General features: G+C 72.3%; 19 protein-coding genes. 14 read left to right on the top strand and 5 right to left on the bottom strand.

Annotated features, from left to right (window positions below):
• Positions 1 to 53: 53 nt before the first annotated feature.
• On the top strand, positions 54 to 785 hold the full coding sequence (locus tag FB457_RS17290; protein ID WP_047017043.1) for a class I SAM-dependent methyltransferase: 732 nt from the start codon (positions 54 to 56) through the stop codon (positions 783 to 785).
• Here FB457_RS17290 and FB457_RS17285 read toward each other — a convergent pair whose 3' ends face one another.
• On the bottom strand, positions 786 to 1,802 hold the full coding sequence (locus FB457_RS17285; protein ID WP_047017042.1) for a 2-hydroxyacid dehydrogenase: 1,017 nt from the start codon (positions 1,800 to 1,802) through the stop codon (positions 786 to 788). It abuts the gene before it with no gap.
• 80 nt (positions 1,803 to 1,882) lie between these two features.
• Positions 1,883 to 3,073 (bottom strand): pyridoxal phosphate-dependent aminotransferase, encoded by a 1,191-nt coding sequence (locus tag FB457_RS17280; RefSeq protein WP_047017041.1) that lies wholly within the window; start codon positions 3,071 to 3,073, stop codon positions 1,883 to 1,885.
• A gap of 100 nt (positions 3,074 to 3,173) precedes the next feature.
• Here FB457_RS17280 and FB457_RS17275 point away from each other — a divergent pair, with 100 nt between their 5' ends.
• The 7 genes from FB457_RS17275 (at position 3,174) to fbaA (ending at position 9,733) form a co-directional block, all read left to right on the top strand.
• A complete protein-coding gene (locus tag FB457_RS17275; protein WP_047017040.1) occupies positions 3,174 to 3,398 on the top strand; it encodes a hypothetical protein in 225 nt (74 codons plus the stop codon).
• 224 nt (positions 3,399 to 3,622) lie between these two features.
• The gene (locus FB457_RS17270) at positions 3,623 to 4,141 is read left to right on the top strand and encodes a DUF2617 family protein (protein WP_047017039.1); all 519 of its coding nucleotides are present in this window, start codon (positions 3,623 to 3,625) and stop codon (positions 4,139 to 4,141) included.
• A 118-nt stretch (positions 4,142 to 4,259) separates the two neighbouring features.
• Positions 4,260 to 5,912 carry a polyamine aminopropyltransferase gene (locus FB457_RS17265; protein ID WP_145782329.1) on the top strand — a complete coding sequence of 551 codons (1,653 nt, stop codon included), beginning with the start codon at positions 4,260 to 4,262 and terminating at the stop codon, positions 5,910 to 5,912.
• A gap of 178 nt (positions 5,913 to 6,090) precedes the next feature.
• On the top strand, positions 6,091 to 7,002 hold the full coding sequence (locus tag FB457_RS17260; RefSeq protein WP_145782357.1) for an SRPBCC family protein: 912 nt from the start codon (positions 6,091 to 6,093) through the stop codon (positions 7,000 to 7,002).
• Positions 7,003 to 7,212: 210 nt separating this feature from the next.
• Positions 7,213 to 7,968, top strand: a complete 756-nt coding sequence (locus FB457_RS17255) for an aldose epimerase family protein (protein ID WP_145782356.1) — start codon at positions 7,213 to 7,215, stop codon at positions 7,966 to 7,968.
• 10 nt (positions 7,969 to 7,978) lie between these two features.
• On the top strand, positions 7,979 to 8,536 hold the full coding sequence (pyrE, locus tag FB457_RS17250; protein WP_047017035.1) for an orotate phosphoribosyltransferase: 558 nt from the start codon (positions 7,979 to 7,981) through the stop codon (positions 8,534 to 8,536).
• Between the two features lie 174 nt (positions 8,537 to 8,710).
• Positions 8,711 to 9,733 carry a class II fructose-bisphosphate aldolase gene (fbaA, locus tag FB457_RS17245; protein ID WP_018839944.1) on the top strand — a complete coding sequence of 341 codons (1,023 nt, stop codon included), beginning with the start codon at positions 8,711 to 8,713 and terminating at the stop codon, positions 9,731 to 9,733.
• Between the two features lie 272 nt (positions 9,734 to 10,005).
• On the opposite strand, the gene FB457_RS17240 is transcribed toward fbaA, so the two are convergent.
• On the bottom strand, positions 10,006 to 10,416 hold the full coding sequence (locus FB457_RS17240) for a hypothetical protein (protein ID WP_253911331.1): 411 nt from the start codon (positions 10,414 to 10,416) through the stop codon (positions 10,006 to 10,008).
• 276 nt (positions 10,417 to 10,692) lie between these two features.
• On the opposite strand from FB457_RS17240, the gene FB457_RS17235 reads away from it, so the two are divergent.
• From FB457_RS17235 to FB457_RS17220, 4 genes are all read left to right on the top strand, one after another.
• Complete coding sequence (locus tag FB457_RS17235) at positions 10,693 to 11,106, top strand: DUF3151 domain-containing protein (RefSeq protein ID WP_047017034.1); 414 nt, start codon at positions 10,693 to 10,695, stop codon at positions 11,104 to 11,106.
• Positions 11,107 to 11,301: 195 nt separating this feature from the next.
• Entirely contained in the window at positions 11,302 to 12,192 is an 891-nt protein-coding gene (locus tag FB457_RS17230) for a tryptophan 2,3-dioxygenase family protein (protein WP_047017033.1), read from the top strand.
• Positions 12,185 to 13,564, top strand: a complete 1,380-nt coding sequence (gene kynU / locus FB457_RS17225; RefSeq protein ID WP_145782328.1) for a kynureninase — start codon at positions 12,185 to 12,187, stop codon at positions 13,562 to 13,564. The genes FB457_RS17230 and kynU overlap by 8 nt, the downstream gene beginning before the upstream one ends.
• Complete coding sequence (locus FB457_RS17220; RefSeq protein WP_145782327.1) at positions 13,551 to 14,309, top strand: alpha/beta hydrolase; 759 nt, start codon at positions 13,551 to 13,553, stop codon at positions 14,307 to 14,309. Before kynU ends, FB457_RS17220 begins: the two co-directional genes overlap by 14 nt.
• Before the next feature lie 107 nt (positions 14,310 to 14,416).
• On the opposite strand, the gene FB457_RS17215 is transcribed toward FB457_RS17220, so the two are convergent.
• Together FB457_RS17215 and clpB are read right to left on the bottom strand one after the other, a co-directional pair.
• Entirely contained in the window at positions 14,417 to 14,983 is a 567-nt protein-coding gene (locus FB457_RS17215; RefSeq protein WP_047017030.1) for a type III secretion system chaperone family protein, read from the bottom strand.
• Positions 14,984 to 15,143: 160 nt separating this feature from the next.
• A complete protein-coding gene (gene clpB, locus FB457_RS17210) occupies positions 15,144 to 17,750 on the bottom strand; it encodes an ATP-dependent chaperone ClpB (protein ID WP_047017029.1) in 2,607 nt (868 codons plus the stop codon).
• Positions 17,751 to 18,641: 891 nt separating this feature from the next.
• Between clpB and FB457_RS17200 the strand changes: the two genes are divergently transcribed.
• The gene (locus FB457_RS17200; protein ID WP_078898358.1) at positions 18,642 to 19,643 is read left to right on the top strand and encodes a hypothetical protein; all 1,002 of its coding nucleotides are present in this window, start codon (positions 18,642 to 18,644) and stop codon (positions 19,641 to 19,643) included.
• Positions 19,644 to 19,674: 31 nt separating this feature from the next.
• Positions 19,675 to 20,655, top strand: a complete 981-nt coding sequence (locus tag FB457_RS17195) for a helix-turn-helix domain-containing protein (protein WP_047017028.1) — start codon at positions 19,675 to 19,677, stop codon at positions 20,653 to 20,655.
• Positions 20,656 to 20,662: the final 7 nt, after the last annotated feature.

The following is a 20,662-nucleotide window of genomic DNA, read 5'->3' as shown; positions in this document are numbered from 1 at the left end:
CCCGCGTTAATTCGCTCGCCCCGCCCCCGCCCGCGCTGCTTGACTCACGCCCCGTGACCGTCTTCCACGATCCCGCGTTCTTCGACCGCTACGCCCACGAGTACGACACCGCCGACCTCTACGAGCCCACCCCCACCGTCGACTTCCTCGCCGGTCTCGTCCCGCCCGGCGCCCGCACCCTCGAACTCGCCATCGGCACCGGCCGCGTGGCCCTCCCCCTCGCCGCCCGCGGCGTCGCCGTCGAGGGCGTCGACGGGTCCACGGCCATGGTCGAGCAACTGCGCGCGAAGCCCGGCGGCGCCGACATCCCGGTGACCATCGGCGACATGGCCGACGTGCCGGTGGACGGCCCCTTCCACACCGCGTACCTGGTCTTCAACACCCTCTTCAACCTGCCCGACCAGGACCGGCAGGTCGACTGCTTCCGCAACGTCGCCGCGGTCCTGGAGCCCGGCGGGCTGTTCGTCGTCGAGTGCTTCGTCCAGGACCTCAAGGAGTTCGACCGCAACCAGCGCGTCGCCACCCGGTCGCTGACCGAGGACACGGTGAAGATGGAGTTCCTCGTCCACGACCCGGTCGCCCAGGCGGTCACGTACCAGCGCGTGACCTTCGACGCGAACGGGACCGCGCTGCGCCCGCTGCGGCTGCGCTACTGCTGGCCGAGCGAGCTGGACCTGATGGCGCGGCTCGCCGGGATGCGGCTGCGGGAGCGCTACGCCGGATGGGACCGCCGGCCGTTCGGCGCCGCGAGCCGGTCGCACGTCTCGGTCTACGAGAAGGTCTGATCAGCCGGAACCGGCGGGCGGGAGCAGGAAGTTCTCGCCCGTGCGGCCCGCCAGCCAGTCGCGTACGTTGCCGAGCGTCGCCTCGGTGATCTGGCCGACCGCGTCGGCGGTGAAGTACGCCTGGTGCGAGGTGACCAGGACGTTGCCGAAGGTGATCAGGCGGGCCAGCCGGTCGTCCGTCATCACCTCCATCGACCGGTCGTGGTGGAAGAGTCCGGCCTCCTCCTCGTACACGTCCAGGCCCACGCCGCCCAGACGCCCGGCGCGCAGCGTCTCGACCAGGGCATCGGTGTCGACGAGGCCGCCGCGGCTGGAGTTGACGAGGATCGCGTCGTCCTTCATGGCCGCCAGCGCCGCCGCGTCGACCGTGTGGTGCGTCTCGGGCAGCAGCGGCGCGTGCAGGCTGATCAGGTCGGACTCGGCGAACAGCCGGTCCGTGCCGACGTACTCCATGCCCAGCGCCAGGCAGTCCGGGTTCTCCACGACGTCGCTGCCGAGCAGCCGCATGCCGAAGCCGTGCGCGATGCGGGCGAAGACCTCGCCGATCTTCCCGGTGCCGAGGATGCCGGCCGTACGGCCGTGGAAGTCGCGGCCCATGAGCCCGTCGAGGCGGAAGTCGAACTCGCGGGAGCGGGTGGCGGCGCGGACGAGGCGGCGGTTGACGGCCAGCGCCAGGGCCCAGGCGAACTCCGCGACGGAGTACGGGGAGTAGTGCGAGACGCGGGCCACGGCCAGGCCGGCGTCCCGGGCGGCGTCGAGGTCGATGTTGTTGTAGCCGGTGGAGCGCTGGGCGAGGAACCGGGTGCCGCCGGCGGCGAGGCGGTGCAGGGCGGTGCCGTCCAGCTCGTCGTTGGCGCCGGTGAGGACGATCTCGTAGCCGGCGGCGGTGGGCACGGTGTCGCGGTTGAGGAACAGGTCGAGGCAGCGCAGCGTGTGCTCGCCGCCGAACGCCGCCGCGAAGGCGGGCTCGATCACCGGCCGCTCGTCCGCCTGCACGCCGTACGCGACGATCTCCATGGCCGGCGCCTCCTCTGCCGCTCGTCGTCCGGGCCCGCTGCCCCCATGCTCGGGGCCCGGCGCCCCGGCGGCCTCCCGGCTTACGCCGAACGGCCCTCCTTCAGCCGCCGCACCGCCTCCTTCAGCACCTCGTCCTTCTTGCAGAAAGCGAACCGCACGATGCTGCGCCCGGCGTCCGGATCGTCGTAGAACACCTGCGTCGGCACCGCGACGACCCCGCAGCGCTCGGGCAGCGACATGCAGTACGCGACGCCGTCCTTCTCGCCGAGGGGGGTGATGTCGGCGGTGATGAAGTACGTCCCGGACGGGCGGAAGACGCGCAGGCCGGCCTCCGTGAGCCCGGCGGCGAGGAGGTCGCGCTTGCGCAGCAGGTCGGCGCGGAGCCCGGTGAGGTAGGCGTCCGGCAGCGCGAGCGCCTCGGCGACGGCGTACTGGAAGGGGCCGGCGCTGACGTACGTCAGGTACTGCTTGGCGGTGCGCACGGCGGCGACCAGCGGCGCGGGGGCGGTCACCCAGCCGACCTTCCAGCCGGTGAAGGAGTAGCTCTTGCCGGCCGACGAGATGGACACCGTGCGCTCGCGCATGCCGGGGAGGGTGGCGAGCGGGATGTGCGCCCCGTCGAAGACGAGGTGCTCGTAGACCTCGTCGGTGACGACGAGGAGGTCCCGCTCGCGGGCGAGGGCGGCGACGGCCTCCAGCTCGGTGCGGTCGAGGACGGTGCCGGTGGGGTTGTGGGGGGAGTTGAGGAGGATGAGACGGGTGGCTGGGGTGACGGCGGCGCGCAGCTCATCGAGGTCGAGCCGGTACGCGGGCGCGCCGGCGCCTGCCCCCGCGCCGGGGCGCAGGGTGACCGGGACACGGCGGGCGCCGGCCATGGCGATGCAGGCGGCGTACGAGTCGTAGTAGGGCTCCAGGGCGATCACCTCGTCGCCCGGCTCCAGCAGCGCGAGCAGCGCCGCGGCGACCGCCTCGGTGGCCCCGGCGGTGACGAGCACCTCCGACTCGGGGTCCCACTCCAGCCCGTACCACCGCCGCTGGTGCTCCGCGACGGCGTGCCGCAGCTCGGGGATCCCGGGCCCCGGCGGGTACTGGTTGCCGCGGCCCTCCCGGATGGCCCGTACGGCCGCCTCGGCGACCTCCGCGGGGCCGTCGGTGTCGGGGAAGCCCTGGCCCAGATTGATCGAACCGGTGCGTACGGCGAGGGCCGACATCTCGGCGAAGATCGTGGTCACGAAGGGGGTCAGACGGCTGCTCAGCGGTGGACGTCCCATGGGGACATGCTTGCACGGCGGAGGGTTGAGGAGGCCGTGCGCGGGGCACATCCGGTGATACAGCGGACCTCCGCGGGGGCGGGGGAGATGGGAAGGTCCGATGGGATTCATCGTTTTCGGCGTGGCCGCGATCGGGTTGGTCGTGGCGTTGTCCTTCACCCTCTCCAGGCATCCCGCCGACCGCGGCGTGCCGTCCGGCACGCGCCGCAGGGGCTTCGCCGGCAGGAGCGGCGGCGGGGCGGACACCGGCTACTGGGGCGGGGACTCCGGCGGCGGGGACTGCGGCGGGGGTGGCGGCGGTGACGGAGGCGGCGGCGGGTGCTAGTTGTCACATAGTGAACAACTGACCAGTCGCGCGCCCGCCCGATGGAAACCCGGTGAAGAAGGGTAAAAACGCTGTCGGCGGGCCGCACTTCATGATTCCGTATTTCCCGGGCGCATTCCCCTTCTGCCGGGGCGTGCCCGTGTGCCTCTCGGCCTGCGCCCGCACTCGCGGTCCCGCCATGTGGCGGGCGGCCCGATGTCTTCCATCTGCCTGCGGAGCGACCCATGCTCACCACTCTCAAGACCTCGTACACGGATACCCGGGCCCAGGACCTCGCATGGCGGCTCGGGATGGAGCCCATGCCGGCCCTCGCGGTGCTCGACCTGCGCCTCGGCACCGCCGACGTACAGCTCAGACTCCTCGGTGCCTCCCATCAAGTGCTGCTCAGCGACGGCGACTCGGCCTGTTCCGAGACCGTCGCCTGCCTGCCCGGCAGCAACACACCGCTCCCTCTCGGCGTGGCCAAGCAGGTCGCCGGGTGGGAGTACGAGTTCGCAGCCCGGGTCGAGACGCTCACCCGGGGGGCCTTCGAGTCCCGCGCCCAGGAGCTGCTGGCGCTGGTCGCCGACCACCCGCGCGGGCTCGCCGGCACGTTCCCCGGCAGCCCGCACGCGTTCACCGCGCTGCTGGTGCACCGTCAGGGTGACGTCGTCGGCTGGCGCACGTGGCACTCGTATCCGCAGGAAGGACGCCTGGTGGCGACGCGGACGACAATGGCCGCGCGGGTCGCGGAGCCGGTCTAGGACGGTCGCCGGGCGCGCCGCCGGCGCCCTGGACCGGGGGCAATTCACCCATGTCCAGGGCATATTGCACACGTGTGGGTGACAAGAGGCGGCACCGGCGCAAACGTATCGTTCCTCCGTGATCGAACCGTACGAGCAGACGACGCGCGCCCCCGGCCGCGCCCCCGCGCTGCCGGGCGCGCCGCCGCCCGCCCTGCCGGTGCCGCCCGCCACCGGGCGGTTTCTCGTGCTCGCCACGGTCTTCGTCTGCGCGGCCTGCGGGTTGGTGTACGAGCTGGAGCTGGTGGCTCTCGGGTCGTACCTGATCGGCGACTCCGTCACCCAGGCGTCCGTCGTGCTGTCCGTCATGGTCTTCGCGATGGGCGTCGGCTCGCTGCTGGCCAAGCGGCTGCGGATCCGCGCGGCCGTCGCCTTCGGCGGAGTCGAGGCGGTGCTCGCGCTGCTCGGCGGCCTCTCGGCGATGGCGCTGCACGCGTGCTTCGCGTGGTTCGGCCAGCCGCGGTTCGTGCTCGTGGCGTACGCGCTGGCGATCGGCGTGCTGATCGGCGCCGAGGTGCCGCTGCTGATGACGCTGATCCAGCGGGTCCGGCGGCAGGACCCGGGCGGCGCGGTGGCCGACCTCTTCGCCGCGGACTACGTGGGGGCGCTGGCCGGCGGCCTGGCCTTCCCGTTCGTGCTCCTCCCGTGGCTCGGGCAGCTCGCCAGCGCGCTCATCACGGGGGCGGTCAACGCGACGGCGGGATGCGCCCTGGTGCTCTATCTCTTCCGGCGCGACCTGAGCCGGCGTGCGCGCTGGGCGCTGTTCGCGGGGAACGCGACGGTCCTGGCGCTCCTCGCGCTCGCCGCACTTCTGTCCGCCCCTTTCGAACGTGCGGCCAGAAACGCGGTCTACGGCTCGGAGGTGCGGGTGGCGCAGACGACCGACGTGCAGGAGATCGTCCTGACGGCGGAGAAGGGCGGGTCCGTGGAGCTCTACCTCGACGGGCAGTTGCGCGTCGACTCCGCGGACGAGCAGCGCTACCACGAGGCGCTGATGCGGCCCGCGCTGGCCGCGCCGGACTCGCGGCGGCGGGTCCTCGTCCTCGGCGGCGGCGACGGCCTCGCGGCCCGCGAGGCGCTGCGGCACGCGGACGTCGCGGAGGTGACGCTCGTGGAGCTGGACCCGGCGCTGAGCCGGCTGGCGGCGGAGGACCCGCGGCTGACGAGGCTCAACGAGCACGCGTACGGGGACCCGCGGCTGCGGGTGGTGCACGCGGAGGCGTTCGACTGGCTGCGGCGGTCGGCGCCGCCGGGGCGGTACGACGTGATCGTGTCGGATCTGCCGGGGCCGCGGAACACGGGGAGCACGAAGCTGTATTCGCAGGAGTTCTACGGGCTGGCGGGGCGGGCGCTGGCGGACGGGGGCCGGCTGGTGGTGCACGCGGCGTCGTGGGCGGGGCGGGGTGCGGGGTCTGGGGCCGGGGCCGGCTCAGGGGCGGGGTCCGCTTCCGGGAGGGGGACCGGAAGCGGGAGCGGGGCCGGGACGGCGGCGGGGCCGGGGGCCGGGGACGCGGTGCACAGCCTGTGGACGGTGGCGGCGACCTTACGGGCCGCGGGGCTGGCCCCGTGCGCGTACGAGGCGGGCGACCGCGACGACCGCTGGGGCTTCGTGCTCGCCGCCCGCCGCCCCCTCGCCGCGACGCTGCCCCCGGGCGCGGCCCCGCTGGCGGCGCCGCCGGAGGCGGCGGACTTGACGCCGTCGACGCTGCTGCACCCGAGGTATCGGGGGTGAAAACGGGCCGGGTTGCGGCCCTGCGGGTCTGCGCCTCACCGGATCGGGTGGACTTTCCGCTGGTCGGGGTGGGTGCGGTGGTCTTCGGAGGCGGTGGAGTGACCTGTTCCGCCACCCGCCGCAGAACCCTGTGCCGGGCAGGTTCCCCGTGGGTAGGCTCCGCCCCATGGAGCGAGAGGTGCACGTACCGCAGCCCGCTGAAACCGTTCGCCGCGCCCTGTCCGACGCCGTGCGGGTCGCCCGCAGCGTCCCGGGGCTGACGCTCGACGAGGACGGGGCGGAGGAGCCGGGCACGCTGCGCGGCCGGCTGCGGCTCCGCGTCGCCGGCTCCAGCATCACGTACCGCGGCACGCTGCGGCTGACGCCGGGCGGCCCCTCCGTCGCGGTGGAGGCCGAGGGCGAGGAGTCGCGCGGCAGCGGGACGGTGACCGTGTCGCTGGCCCTCACGCCGCGCGAGGCGGTGGAGGAAGGGACGGCGACGCTGCTGTGCACGGGCACGGTGGCGAGCACGGGGCGGCTGGCTGCGGTGGAGGCGGGGCAGGCGCAGGCGGCGGGCGTACGGCTGCTGGAGCGCTTCGCGGAGAGCCTGGCGGCGGACCTGGAGGCGGAGCCGCTTGCGGAGGAGCCGGCTGGGGAGCCGGAGCACCCGGACGACGCCGTACAGCCGGGCGACGGCACCGACGCCGGGCTCGGCGACGACAACGAGCGGGCCATTCCCGGGATCCCCGCCCCCGAGCATTCCGGCGAGACGCCGCCCGGCACGGGCAAGGTCTTCGACGCCGAGGTGCCGCCGCCGTCGCTCGACCCGCTGGCCGACGACGTGCTCGACGCCCTCGCCGACGAGGAGGAGGACGCGGACGAGCCGGTCGACGACCTGCTGGAGGAGCCGGAGGCCGCGCACGCCAGGCGCACGATGATCGGCCGCAGCGCGGAGGAGGTCGACCACGCCCCGCCGCGGGGCCGGTACGCCCCCACCCCGGCCGCGGACGCACCCGCACAGGCGGCGGGCCTGCGCTGGCTGGCCCCGGCGGCGGCCCTGGCGGTGGCCACGGCGGTCATCCTGAGCCGAGCTCTGCGCCGCCGCCACTGACCGCCTCCGCCGCGGCCGGCGGGCTGCGCGGGGCCGGGCTGCCGGGCCCTGCTCTCCGCCCCCGGCCCGAGGCCCGTCGCTTCCCGCATACGCGCCCGCCCGCCGCCGGGCGCGTCCGTCGTCCCGGGTCCCTCGCGGCGGGGTGGCGCGGGCCTCGTCTAGGCTCGGGGCGTGCCCACACGTCTCACCGCCGGTGACGCCGAGTTGACGATGGATCCCCGCAACGGTTGCCGGGTCGCGAGCCTGCGCGTGGCCGGGACCGAGCTGCTGCGGGCCGGCGATCGCTACGGCTGTTTCCCCATGGTCCCCTTCTGCGGCCGCCTGGAGCTGGGCGAGTTCCGCAATGGCGGCGTCAAGCACCGGCTCCCCGCCGACGCCCCGCCGCACGCCATCCACGGCACCGGCCGCGACAACGCCTGGCGCACCGTGCGCGCCGACGACGCCTCCGCCGCGTTCTCGTACGACCTCGCCGACCCCTGGCCGTACCCGGGCCGCGTGACCCAACTGGTCGAGCTGGAGCCGGACAAGGTGACGCTCACCCTCGCCGTGGAGACCACCGGCGACTCCTTTCCCGCGCAGGCCGGCTGGCACCCCTGGTTCGTACGGCGCCTCTCCGACGACGGGAACGACCCCGGCGTGCGCATCGACTTCGCCGCCGCCTGGCAGGAGCAGCGCGGCGAGGACCACCTTCCCACCGGCAAGCGCATCGAGCCGCAGCCCGGCCCGTGGGACGACTGCTTCGGCATGCCCGACGGCGTCGACGTGACGCTCACCTGGCCCGGCCGGCTGGAGCTGACCGTCACCAGCCGCGCGGAGTGGGTCGTCGTCTACGACGAGCAGCCCGCGGCCGTCTGCGTGGAGCCGCAGTCCGGCCCGCCCAACGGGCTCAACACCCACCCGCGCCTCGTCACCCCCATCGATCCGCTGGAGGTATCGACCACCTGGGCGTGGCGCACGCTCGGTTAGGCTCACCGCCATGAGCGACGCACACGCCGACCTGCTGGGTCAGATCAAGGACAAGGCCGTCGTGCACGGCAAGGTGACCCTCTCCTCCGGCATCGAGGCCGACTACTACCTGGACCTGCGCCGCATCACCCTGGACGGCTCCGCCGCGCCGCTCGTCGGCCGCGTCATGCTCGACCTGGCCAAGGACTTCGCGTACGACGCGGTCGGCGGCCTCACCCTCGGCGCCGACCCCATCGCCGACGCCATGCTGCACGCCTCCGCCGCCGCGGGCGACCGCGCGCGCCCGCTGGACGCGTTCGTCGTGCGGAAGGCGAGCAAGACGCACGGCATGCAGCGCCGCATCGAGGGCCCGGACGTCGCGGGCCGCCGGGTGCTGGTCGTCGAGGACACGTCGACGACGGGCGGTTCCGCGCTGACGGCCGTGGAGGCGGTGCGCGAGGCGGGCGCGGAGGTGGTCGCCGTGGCGACGATCGTGGACCGCGACACGGGTGCGGCCGAGCGCGTGCGCGACACGGCGGGCGTGCCGTATCTCTACGCCTACGGGCTCTCCGACCTGGGCCTCGGCTGAGCCCAGCGGAGCGCTCCCGCGGGCCGGCACGGGTTATCCACAGGGCGGGGAAGCGCGGGCGGACATCTGGGAGGATGGGGGCACTCCAGGGGCGCCACGGCAACGGAGCCGGTCGCACTCGTACACGCACTGCAGACACCCGCACACACCCGCACGTCTCCAAGGAGCGGACAGATGCCCATCGCAACCCCCGAGGTCTACAACGAGATGCTGGACCGGGCGAAGGCAGGCAAGTTCGCCTACCCGGCCATCAACGTCACCTCGTCGCAGACCTTGCACGCCGCGCTGCGCGGCTTCGCCGAGGCCGAGAGCGACGGGATCGTCCAGATCTCCACAGGCGGCGCCGAGTTCCTGGGCGGGCAGTACAGCAAGGACATGGTCACGGGCGCCGTCGCCCTCGCGGAGTACGCGGCGATCGTCGCCGCGAAGTACCCGGTCAATGTCGCCCTGCACACCGACCACTGCCCCAAGGACAAGCTCGACGGGTACGTGCGCCCGCTGCTCGCCGCCTCCGAGGAGCGCGTCGCCCGCGGGGAGAACCCGCTGTTCCAGTCGCACATGTGGGACGGCTCCGCCGAGACCCTCGCGGACAACCTGTCCATCGCCCAGGAGCTGCTGCCCCGCGCGGCCGCCGCGAAGATCATCCTGGAGGTCGAGATCACCCCGACCGGCGGCGAGGAGGACGGCGTCACCCACGAGATCAACGACGAGCTGTACACGACCGTGGACGACGCGCTGCGCACCGCCGAGGCGCTGGGCCTCGGCGAGCAGGGCCGCTACCTGCTGGCGGCCTCCTTCGGCAACGTGCACGGGGTCTACAAGCCGGGCAACGTCGTGCTCCGTCCCGAGCTGCTGAAGGACCTCCAGGAGGGCGTCGGCGCGAAGTACGGCAAGCAGAGCCCGTTCGACTTCGTCTTCCACGGCGGCTCCGGCTCCTCCGAGGAGGAGATCGCCACGGCCCTGGAGAACGGCGTGGTCAAGATGAACATCGACACGGACACGCAGTACGCGTTCACCCGTCCCGTCGCGGCGCACATGTTCCAGAACTACGACGGCGTGCTGAAGGTCGACGGCGAGGTGGGCAACAAGAAGGCGTACGACCCGCGCGCCTGGGGCAAGCTCGCCGAGGCGTCGATGGCCGAGCGCGTCCGGACCGCCTGCGACCACCTGCGCTCGACGGGCACGAAGCTGAAGTAGCGCCCCGCGGACACCGCCCCGGGCGGGCCGGCCCCGGTCTTGACGTGGCTGGGTGCGGGGCCCGGCCGGGGGTGTCCGTGAGGCGCGGGGTGTGCCGGGGCGACCTCCGCAGCGTCGTCGCGGGCCGGGCCCGGCAGCGACATTGCGCGTCAACGGACGTACACATGGAAGAACTCGGCGTCAGTGTGTGCCCTGCGGGCACCGCCGACGCCGAGTTCTCCGTCCCATCAGACCTTCCCGAGCAAAGGTCTACGGCTGAACGTCCTCCGGACTCAGCCGAGAAGGCCCGGCAGGAGGGTCGTGTTCTCCGTCTCGGCCTCGGCCTCGGCTTCGTTGTCGTCGTTGCCGATGCCGCAGATGTTCTGGTTGGCGGTCGCGTCGGCGTTGCCCGAGCCCAGGATCGGCACGGTGACGTCGCCAATGTTGAGGAAGCCGTACTGGCGGCGGTCGACGCTGTTGTCGATCTCCTGGTCACACTTGACGACCGTGGTGATCTCGTCACCCTTGTCGTAGTGCTTGCCCTTGGGCGCCGACTTGGGTGCCGCCGTCGTGCTCTCGGTCGAGGTCACACCGTGCGGGGCCGCGGCCTCCGTGGTGTCGTCGGCGGCGGCCACACCGGCGCCGAGCATGGAGATGCTGCCGAGCATCGCGCCCACAACCACGGCCTGACGAAGCTTGCGCATGCCGTCCCTACTTTCTGTGTTTTGAGTGTGAATACCAGTCATCACACCAGTTAGTGCCTTTTGTACATGTTTTCTGGCGCTATCTCGGAGGGGACACGCCACGCGCCGCCCGACTGCGTCCTCGAAAGTTTCGGTGCGCCGACGGCCGGCGAGCAGCCGGTCACCTCGCATCGACCAGGCAAGGCCGGCTCTCCGTGGTGAGGACCCGGCCGGGAACCGCCGTCCATGCCGACCGCGGCGGTCACCGGCTGACCCGGTCGTGGCAGGCTGGAACCCATGGCGATTCACGAGAACCTCCTCGGCGGCCCACCCCCCACCTACCTGCCCGAGGACCCGGGGCCGCGCGACCTGCTCGCGAGCGGCGCCGCCCCGTCCGAGGTGGCGGCGAAGTTCCCGGCGTCCTCGCTGGCCTGGGCGCAGCTCGCGGACGAGGCGTTCGAGGCCGGCCGCGCCGTCGAGTCGTACGCGTACGCGCGCACCGGCTACCACCGCGGCCTGGACGCCCTGCGCCGCAACGGCTGGAAGGGCCAGGGCCCGGTGCCGTGGGAGCACGAACCGAACCGCGGCTTCCTCCGCGCCCTCGCCGCCCTCGCCCGCGCCGCGCAGGCCATCGGGGAGACCGAGGAGTACGAGCGGTGCAGCACGTTCCTGCGCGACAGCTCGCCGACCGCGGCGGAAACCCTCTCCTGACGAGCCGGCCCGAGGGCTGACCAGGGCCGGCCCCGCCCGGCCCGGTCGGCTGCTCTTGCCTCCCGCCGCCGTGCCGCGGATGATGCGAAGTGGGTACGGCGCACCGGATGCCGCCGTACCCGAGGGGACCGGGGCCCTGTTGCCGGCAGGAAGGGGCGGACCGCTACCCGGTGGCTCATGTGTGGGAGACAGCTCATGGACAGCCGTGCTCACGACCCCCTGCCCGCGGAGACCGACGGTCGCCAGACCCCGGAAGACCGCCAGACCCCTGACGGGCACCAGCCCCCGAACCTCGACTTCCGGGGCACCACTCCGTACGAGGACTACGTCCAGGCGGACGTCCTCACCCATCTGCAGCACCCGCTCTCCGACGACCCCGGCGAGCTGGTCTTCCTGGTGACCACGCAGGTCATGGAGCTGTGGTTCACCGTCATCGTGCACGAGTGGGAGACCGCCGCCGAGGCGCTGCGCCGCGACGACCTGCCGGTGGCGCTGGCGGCGCTGCGGCGCAGCACGTACGAGCTGCGCTCGCTGAACGCCTCCTGGGAGCCCCTGGCGCGGCTCACCCCGCGGCAGTTCAACTCCTACCGCGCCGCCCTCGGCGAGGGCTCGGGCTTCCAGTCGGCGATGTACCGGCGGATGGAGTTCCTGCTCGGCGAGAAGTCGGCGTCGATGCTCGTGCCGCACCGCGGCGCACCGCGGGTGCACGACGAGCTGGAGAAGCAACTGGGCGAGCCCAGCCTGTACGACGAGGTGCTGCGCTACCTCGACGCCAAGGGCCACCGCCTCTCCGCCGACGTCCTGGACCGCGACCCGGCGCGGCGGTACGAGCCGCACCCCGAGGTCGAGGCCGCGTGGGCGGCGGTCTACGCGGGCCCGCAGGACTCCGGTCTGATCCAGCTCGGCGAAGTGCTGACGGACATCGCCGAGCTGGTCTGGCGCTGGCGCAACGACCACCTGGTGGCCACCCGCCGCGCGATGGGCGGGAAGGTCGGCACGGGCGGCTCGGCGGGGGTGTCGTGGCTGGAGAAGCGCGCGGCGAAGCAGGTGTTCCCCGAGCTGTGGACGGCGCGGAGCCATGTCTGAGGCGTACGTGCCGGGGGCGGCGGTCCCGGCAGGCGGCGGCGTGGTGACGGAGTTCGCGGCGCTGGCGAAGCGGGCGGCGGCGCTGGACCTGGCGGACCCGCTGCGGGCGAAGCGGGCGGAGTTCGTCCTGGACGACGCGGAGCCGCCCGGCGCGGTGCGGCCGGACGGTATCCGGCCCGGCGCCGTCCGGCCCGCCGCGGTCCGGTCCGACGGGACGCCGCCCGGCGCGACAACGTCCCCCGGCCCGCCGGTCGTCTACCTCGACGGCAACTCCCTCGGCGCTCTCCCCGCCGCCGTCCCGGCCCGCGTCGCGGACGTCGTGGCGCGGGAGTGGGGGACGCTGCGGATCCGGTCGTGGACGGAGTCCGGCTGGTGGACCGCGCCCGAGCGGATCGGCGACCGGATCGCGCCCTTGCTGGGCGCCGCGCCAGGGCAGGTGGTCGTCGGCGACTCCACCAGCGTCAACGTCCTCAAGGCCGTCGTCGCCGGGGTGCGCATCGCACAGTCCGGCGCGGGGGCGGCCCGGGACGAGGTGCTGGTCGACGCGACGACGTTCCCCACCGACGGCTACGTCGCCGAGTCCGCCGCCCGGCTGACCGGCTGCGCGCTACGGGCCGTGGAGCCGCACGAGATCGCCGCCACCGCGGGGCCGCGGACCGCCCTCGCGCTGGTCAACCACGTCGACTACCGCACCGGCCGGCTCCACGACCTGCCCGGCACCACCGCCGCGCTGCACGCGGCCGGCGCGCTCGCCGTGTGGGACCTGTGCCACAGCGCCGGCGCGCTGCCCGTCGGGCTCGACGCGCACGGGGTGGACCTGGCGGTGGGGTGCACGTACAAGTTCCTCAACGGCGGCCCGGGGTCGCCCGCGTACCTCTACGTGCGGCGCGACCTCCAGCCCCGCTTCGACTCCCCGCTGCCCGGCTGGAACTCCCACGCCGACCCCTTCGCCATGTCCGCCGGTTACCTCCCGGCGGACGGCTCCGTGCGCGGGCGCGTCGGGACGCCGGACATCCTGTCGATGCTGGCGCTGGAGGCGGCGCTTGAGGTGTGGGACGGCGTGGCGATCGAGACGGTGCGGGAGAAGAGCCTGGCGCTGTCGGACTTCTTCCTGGAGTGCGTCGCGGCCCTCCCGGGCGGTCCTTCGCTCACGCCGCTCACCCCGCTGCCGCACGCGGAGCGCGGCAGCCAGGTCGCGCTGCGGTGCGCGGACGCCGAGGTGGTGATGGGCGAGCTGATCGCACGCGGGGTGGTCGGCGACTTCCGGGCGCCGGATGTGCTCCGTTTCGGCGTGACGCCGCTGTATACCTCGTTCTCGGACGTATACCGCGCTGCCGGAGTGCTGGGAGAGGTGCTGGATGACCGCCGTTGACGAACTGGACGACGAGGCCCGCACGCTGTTCGCCCTGAAGCGGGTCCCACCCACCCGCACGCTGGCGTACGGGGACCATCCGTCGCAGGTCGTCGACCTGTACGGGGACCCGGCCGCCCGGCCGGTCGTGGCCCTGCTGCACGGCGGCTTCTGGCGGGAACGCTACGACCGCACGTACCTGACCCCGCTGGCGGCGGCGCTGGCGGAGGACCTGAACGGGTGCGTGGCGCTGATCGAGTACCGCCGCGTGGGCGGTGCGGAGGGCGACGGCGGCGGGGGGTTCCCCGCGACGTTCGACGATCTGCCGCCCGCGCTCGCCGCGCTGCCCGGGGCCGGGCCCGTGGTCCTCGCCGGGCACTCCGCGGGCGGCCACCTCGCGCTCTGGGCCGCCTCGCGGTGCCCGACCGCCGTCTCCCGCGTCGTCGGCGTCGCCGCGGTCGCGGACCTGGCCCGCGCCCACGAACTGGGCCTCAGCGACGGCGCCGTCGCCGGGCTCCTCGGCGGCGCCGGGCGTGTGGCGGAGCGGCTCGACGAGACGGACCCGATGCGGATGCCGGCCCCGGCGGCGCCGGTCGTGCTGCTCCACGGCGAGGCCGACGCCGACGTACCGGTGGAGCTGTCCCGCCGCTACGCCCGCGCCGTGGGCGGGCGGCTGCTGGAGCTGCCCGGCACCGGCCACTATGCACCCGTCACCCCGCGCACCCGCGCGTACGAGACGCTGCGCACCGCCCTGACGGAACCCTGACCGCGCCCGCTCCGACAGCCCCGACCGCACGGCCGCACGCCGGCCGGACCCGCACGCCGGGACCGGCGGCTCCGCCCGACCCGGCCGCGCCCGCGCCCGTCGCGCCCTCAGCCCTCCTTCGGCCCCTCACCGCCCGCGTCGCCGGGCCCGTCCTCGCCGTCGCCGCCCTCGTCCAGCTCCTGCTGCAGCCCCAGCGTCTCCACCAGCCACTTGTCGAACTCGATCGACGCCCGCACCCAGCTCACCGTGCTCGACACGAAGTGCTCCAGCGCCACGCCCGTGCCGATCAGCATCTGCGCCTCGCCGATGAGCCGGACGGAGCCGTCGTCATGCGTGTGCGTGTAGACCTTCGGCCACAGCGTGCGCCGGTTCCAGTCGTCGATGGCCTCCAGCAGCTCCGGCTTGTCGTCCAGCGAGTGCTGCCGGTCGTAGAAGGTCCGCACCGAATAGAGCTGCTGCTCGTCCTCGCCGCGGAACATGAAGTACGTACGGAACTGCTCCCACGGCGCCGCGAGGTCCCCCTCCTCGTCGACGACGTACTTCAGCTCCATCTGGTCCAGGAGCTGCTTGACCAGATCCTGGTCGGGCACGATGGGCCCCTGCGGGCCGCCGCTGCCGCGGGATTCGGGCTGCTGGCCCCCGAAGTTCGGAATCGAGGACGGGTCGATGCTCACGTGGGGTTCCCTTCGAACGGTTCGGCGCCCATCCTCCCCCACCGGGGGCCCGTGCCCGCAACCCGGCGGCGACACCCTGTGGACAACTCGCTGCGCCGGAGCAGCGCGCCGGGCGGCACCACCGCCCGGCGCGGGCCGGCAGGCCCCGTCCGGCCGCCCCCTACTGCGCCGCGCCGACCAGCAACTGATCCCCGAGCACGTCCACCCACACGGTGTCCCCGTCGCGCACCTCGCCCGCCAGGATCTCCTTCGCGAGCTGGTCCCCGATCGCCGTCTGCACCAGCCGCCGCAGCGGCCGCGCCCCGTAGCTGAGGTCCGGCTCCGGCTCGTCCTCCGGGACGCCCAGGCGCGCCAGCCAGGCCAGCGCCGCGTCGCTGACCTCCAGCGTGAGCCGGCGTTCCGAGAGCCGTTCCTGCAGATGGGCGAGCTGGATGGCGGCGATGCGCTTGAGCTGGTCGCCGCCGAGCGCGTTGAAGACGACGAGATCGTCGAGCCGGTTGAGGAACTCGGGCCGGAAGACCTTCCGCACCGTCTCCAGCACCCCCTCCCGCTTCTGCTCGTCCTTGATCATCGGATCGACGAGGAAGGTGGAGCCGAGGTTGGAGGTGAGGATGAGGATGGTGTTGCGGAAGTCGACCGTACGGCCCTGACCGTCCGTCAGCCGCCCGTCGTCCAGCACCTGGAGCAGGATGTCGAAGACCTCGGTGTGCGCCTTCTCCATCTCGTCCAGCAGGATCACCGAGTACGGGCGCCGCCGTACGGCCTCCGTGAGCTGACCGCCCTCCTCGTACCCGACGTACCCCGGGGGCGCGCCGACCAGGCGGGAGACGGAGTGCTTCTCGCCGTACTCGCTCATGTCGATGCGGACCATGGCCCGCTCGTCGTCGAAGAGGAAGTCGGCCAGCGCCTTCGCCAGCTCGGTCTTGCCGACGCCGGTGGGGCCGAGGAAGAGGAACGAGCCCGTCGGCCGGTTGGGGTCGGCGATGCCGGCGCGGGTGCGGCGCACGGCGTCGGAGACGGCCCGTACGGCCACGTCCTGCCCGATGAGCCGCCGGCCCAGCTCCTCCTCCATGCGCAGCAGCTTCTGCGTCTCGCCCTCCAGCAGCCTGCCCGCGGGGATGCCGGTCCAGGAGGAGATGACGTCGGCGATGTCGTCGGAGCCGACCTCCTCCTTGACCATCGTGTCCCGCTTGACCTCCTCCTCCGCGGCCGACGCCTCCTCCAGCTCGCGTTCGAGGGCGGGCAGTTCGCCGTAGAGGAGCTTGGAGGCGGTGTCGAAGTCACCGTCGCGCTGCGCGCGCTCGGCCGTGCCGCGCAGCTCGTCCAGCCGCTCCTTCAGCTCGCCCACCCGGTTGAGGCCCTGCTTCTCCTTCTCCCAGCGGGCGGTGAGGCCGCGCAGCTCCTCCTCCTTGTCGGCGAGGTCGCGCTGGAGCCGCTCCAGCCGCTCGCGGGAGGCGACGTCCGACTCGTTCTTCAGCGCCAGCTCCTCCATCCGGAGGCGGTCGACGGCGCGCTGGAGCTCGTCGATCTCGGTGGGCGAGGAGTCGATCTCCATCCGGAGCCGGGAGGCGGCCTCGTCGACGAGGTCGATGGCCTTGTCGGGGAGGAAGCGGGAGGTGATGTAGCGGTCGGAGAGGGTCGCGGCGGCGACGAGCGCGGAGTCGGCGATGACGACCTTGTGGTGGGCCTCGTACCGCCCCTTCAGGCCGCGGAGGATCGCGATGGTGTCCTCGACGGTGGGCTCGGCGACAAGTACCTGCTGGAAGCGGCGCTCCAGGGCGGCGTCCTTCTCGATCCGCTCGCGGTACTCGTCGAGGGTCGTCGCACCGACCATGCGCAGCTCGCCGCGGGCGAGCATGGGCTTCAGCATGTTGCCGGCGTCCATGGCGGACTCGCCGCCCGCGCCGGCGCCGACGACGGTGTGCAGCTCGTCGATGAACGTGATGACCTGTCCTTCACTCTCCCGGATCTCGGCGAGCACGGTCTTCAGCCGCTCCTCGAACTCGCCCCGGTACTTCGCCCCGGCGACCATGGCGCCGAGGTCGAGCGCGACGAGCCGCTTGTTCTTCAGGCTCTCGGGCACGTCCCCCTTCACGATCCGCTGCGCGAGGCCCTCGACGACGGCGGTCTTCCCGACGCCGGGCTCGCCGATGAGGACGGGGTTGTTCTTCGTACGCCGGGAGAGCACCTGCACGACGCGGCGGATCTCCTGGTCCCGCCCGATGACCGGGTCGAGCTTGCCGTCGCGGGCGGCGGCGGTGAGGTCGGTGCCGAACTTGCCCAGCGCCTGATACGTACCCTCGGGGTTCTTCGTGGTCACGCGCCGGTCGCCGCGGATCTTCTCGAACGCCTGCACGAGCGCCTTGGCGCTCGCCCCCTGCTTCTTCAGCAACTCCTTGGCGGCACCGCCCTCGGCGGCGACCCCGATGAGCAGGTGCTCGGTCGACACATACTGATCGCCGAGCTTCCGCGCCCGCTCGGCGGCATCGGCCACGACGGCGAGCAACTCCCGGTCCGCCCGCGGCGGCGACACGGTCGCCCCCTGCACACTGGGCAACCCGCCGAGCAGCGCCTCGGCCCCGGACCGCACGGCGGCCTGGTCGGCGTCGACGGCGGCCAGCAGGTCCTGAAGGTTCTCGTTGTCCGCCACGTCGAGCAGGGCGAGCAGCAGATGTACGGGGGTGATGTCCGGATTGCCGCCGGACACGGCACGGCTGTTGGCGCCGGCGATCGCTTCCTGGCTCTTGTTGGTCAGCTCCGCGTCCACTGCTGTGTGCTCCTCCTTGCCGGGGTGCCGGTCCTGGGTACGCCTCGGCCGCACTCGGCGTGCCTGAGGCCACGTAGCTAAGTTGAGTCTACTCCACTCAACTCCAACCCGGCACCGGCAACCGGCGACCGCGACGCGCCCGCCGCCCTCTAAGCATGCGCGCAGGAACACGCAAAAGCGGTGCCATCGCGGGGTTGCGTCCGCGATGGCACCGCTGGTGTGCCCTCGGGCGATCTGGACACGGGGGATACCGCCCGGTCAGGCACAGTGGGGGGTGATGCTCTCGCTATCAGGTACGCCGTCGGCTGCTACGGGAACGTGATCCTCTTCGCCAAGATTGACGAAGATCACGCCGCAGCGCACCACGCAGCGCACGTAACGCCCCGACCTCCGGCGGAAGGCCTGGACGACCCCGCTTCCGTCACGCAGGATGGTGATCGGCTCTCCGAGGAGGGCAACCGCCAACCTGTCTCCGGCACGGGGCACCGCCGTAGCGAGATCGACGGAGTGCCAATGGTTCTCCGTCTTTCGGCGGTGGTCTGGGTTCATCGTGATACCTGTGTCTGTTAAGTCCTTGTCTGTCTGAGGTTGTCAATGTCCAGTCCCCGGGCTAGCCCCAGGTCGGGTCTTGCTGTGCCGCCACCGCCGCCTGGTCCGAACCCTGCTCACCCGGACCGGCATTGGAGCCTGCGCCAAAGGGACTTGCTATGACGCTGAGTACAGCCGCAGTCACGAATGCAACTGCCCACCGTGTCAGTCTTTTTGCCATCGGGAGTCCCGGCCTCCCTAATGAATCCGCTTCCCACAGAAGAAGGTGCCTCACGCGAAGGCTGTTCACCACCTCTGCACTGCATCATGTTCCTGAATCACATCTTCCTGTGGGAAGGATAAATGGGCAAAAATCAAGGCGAATCAGACCATCCTCATGGATACGCCGACCTCTGTACCGCGAGTTCGGAGCTTTACGCCCGCGCGCTGCGGGCCGGGCGCGTCTCCCGGTCGGAGGGAGAAGAGGTGCCGTGTCTGATCGACCTGATGCTGCTCCTCCCTGACCCGGACGACTCACGATGGCTCCGGCCGGTACCTCCGTCCACCGCTCTGGCCCGACTTGAGCACCCCATCGAGCGCGAGATTCAGGAGCGCAGGGACCAGACCCTAGCGCTGGCGGACGCGTTCGAACCGTTCCTCTCCATCACTCAGGGACGCACCACCGTCAGCAGCGCCATCACCGAACTGAGCGGCGTGACCAACATCGACGCGATCGTCGGCAGAGCGACGGCGGAGTGCGAGAAGGAACTCCTCACCGTCCAGCCGGGTGGGACCCGCCCCCCGGAGCTCCTCGACAAGGCGGTGGACCGGGTGCGTCCGCTGGTCGACCGCGGCGTGCGCATTCGGAGCCTCTACCAGCACACCGCACGGCACAACTACGGCCTGCTCGCCTATCAGGAACGGGTCGCCAACGACCTCATGGAACTGCGCACGCTCGAGGAGCTGGTCGATCGTCTGATCATCATCGACCGCAAAGTCGCCTTCGTTCCCGCGCACCGTGACCGGCCGGTGAAGTTGAACCGGGATTCGGCGGTGGAGGTCCGGCATCCCGGTCTCGTCGAGTACTTCGTCGGCGTGTTCCATCACCTCTGGCAACTCGCCACGCCCCTCGACGAGGATGTGCACTACGAGCACCCGGAGCCGGACGGCATAACCGGTGTCCAGCGCAGCATCGCCAAGTTGCTCGTCGAAGGGCACGTCGACGAGGTCATCGCCGACCGGCTCGGCATGAACGTCCGCACCTGCCGCGCCCATATCGCCAAGCTCGCCACCACCCTCGGCAGCAACGGCCGGGCCCAACTCGGCTACCTCATCGCACGCTCCGGCATCCTCGACCAGTCCTGACCTCAATCACCGCTCCTGGGAGTACACGGAGATGCACGCAGGGCACGATCACGAGCACGGCCACAGCCTCCAAGAGCCCTGCCCGGCTGCCCGCGAGGCATACACCGTTGCCGTGCGTGACGGCCGGATAGCGGCTGCGGACGCGCGGAGCGCACCGTGCCTGAGCGACCTCGCCCTTCTCTCTCCCGACCCCGACGACCCGGACTGGCTGCTGCCGGTCCCCGCAGCCGACGCCATGATGGGGCTTCTTGTATCCCGGGAACGGGAGATCCGTGAGCGGCAGCAGCACGCGGCCGATCTCGCGAAGAGCTTCAGCCGGTTCATCGATATCGGCATCGAGGTCGCCTCCGACAACTCACCGATCACGGTGCTGGAGGGCCTCGGCACGATCAACACCGCGCTGGATCTGGCGGTCGGTGAGTGCTCATACGAACTTCTCACCATCCAGCCCGAAGCGGCCACGCGCGGCGCCCGTGCCCTCGGCGAGGCACTGCAGCGAGTCCGCCCGCTCGCCGAGCGCGGCGTACGGATGCGCACCCTCTATCAGCACGCTGCCCGTGAAGCGCCCATGACGCTGGCGTACCTGCGGTTCGTCGGCCCACAGCAGGTCGAGGTCAGAACGCTTGAGGAGATCATCGAGCGCCTTATCATCGTCGACCGCCAAGCGGCTTTCCTTCCGGCCCGCCCGGACCGCCAGGTCGCCCTGGAACTCCGCCACCCCGGGCTCGTCTCCTATCTCGTGGGCGTCTTCGAGCAGTTCTGGCAACTGGCCACCCCCCTGGAGGAAGCCGCCTACACGGACGCCACCCACGAGGGCATCACCGGTGTCCAGCGCAGCATCGCCCGCCTGCTGGTCGAGGGCCACCTCGACCAGAACATCGCCCGCCGCCTCGGCATGAACGTCCGCACCTGCCGCGCCCACATCGCCAAGCTCGCTTCCGCACTGGGCAGCAACAGCCGTGCACAACTGGGCTATCTCATCGCCCGCTCCGGCATCCTCGACGAGACCTGAGAGAGAC

The sequence above is a fragment of the Streptomyces sp. CNZ287 genome, from assembly GCF_007827615.1.
This window is presented reverse-complemented; position numbering and strand designations above follow the sequence as displayed.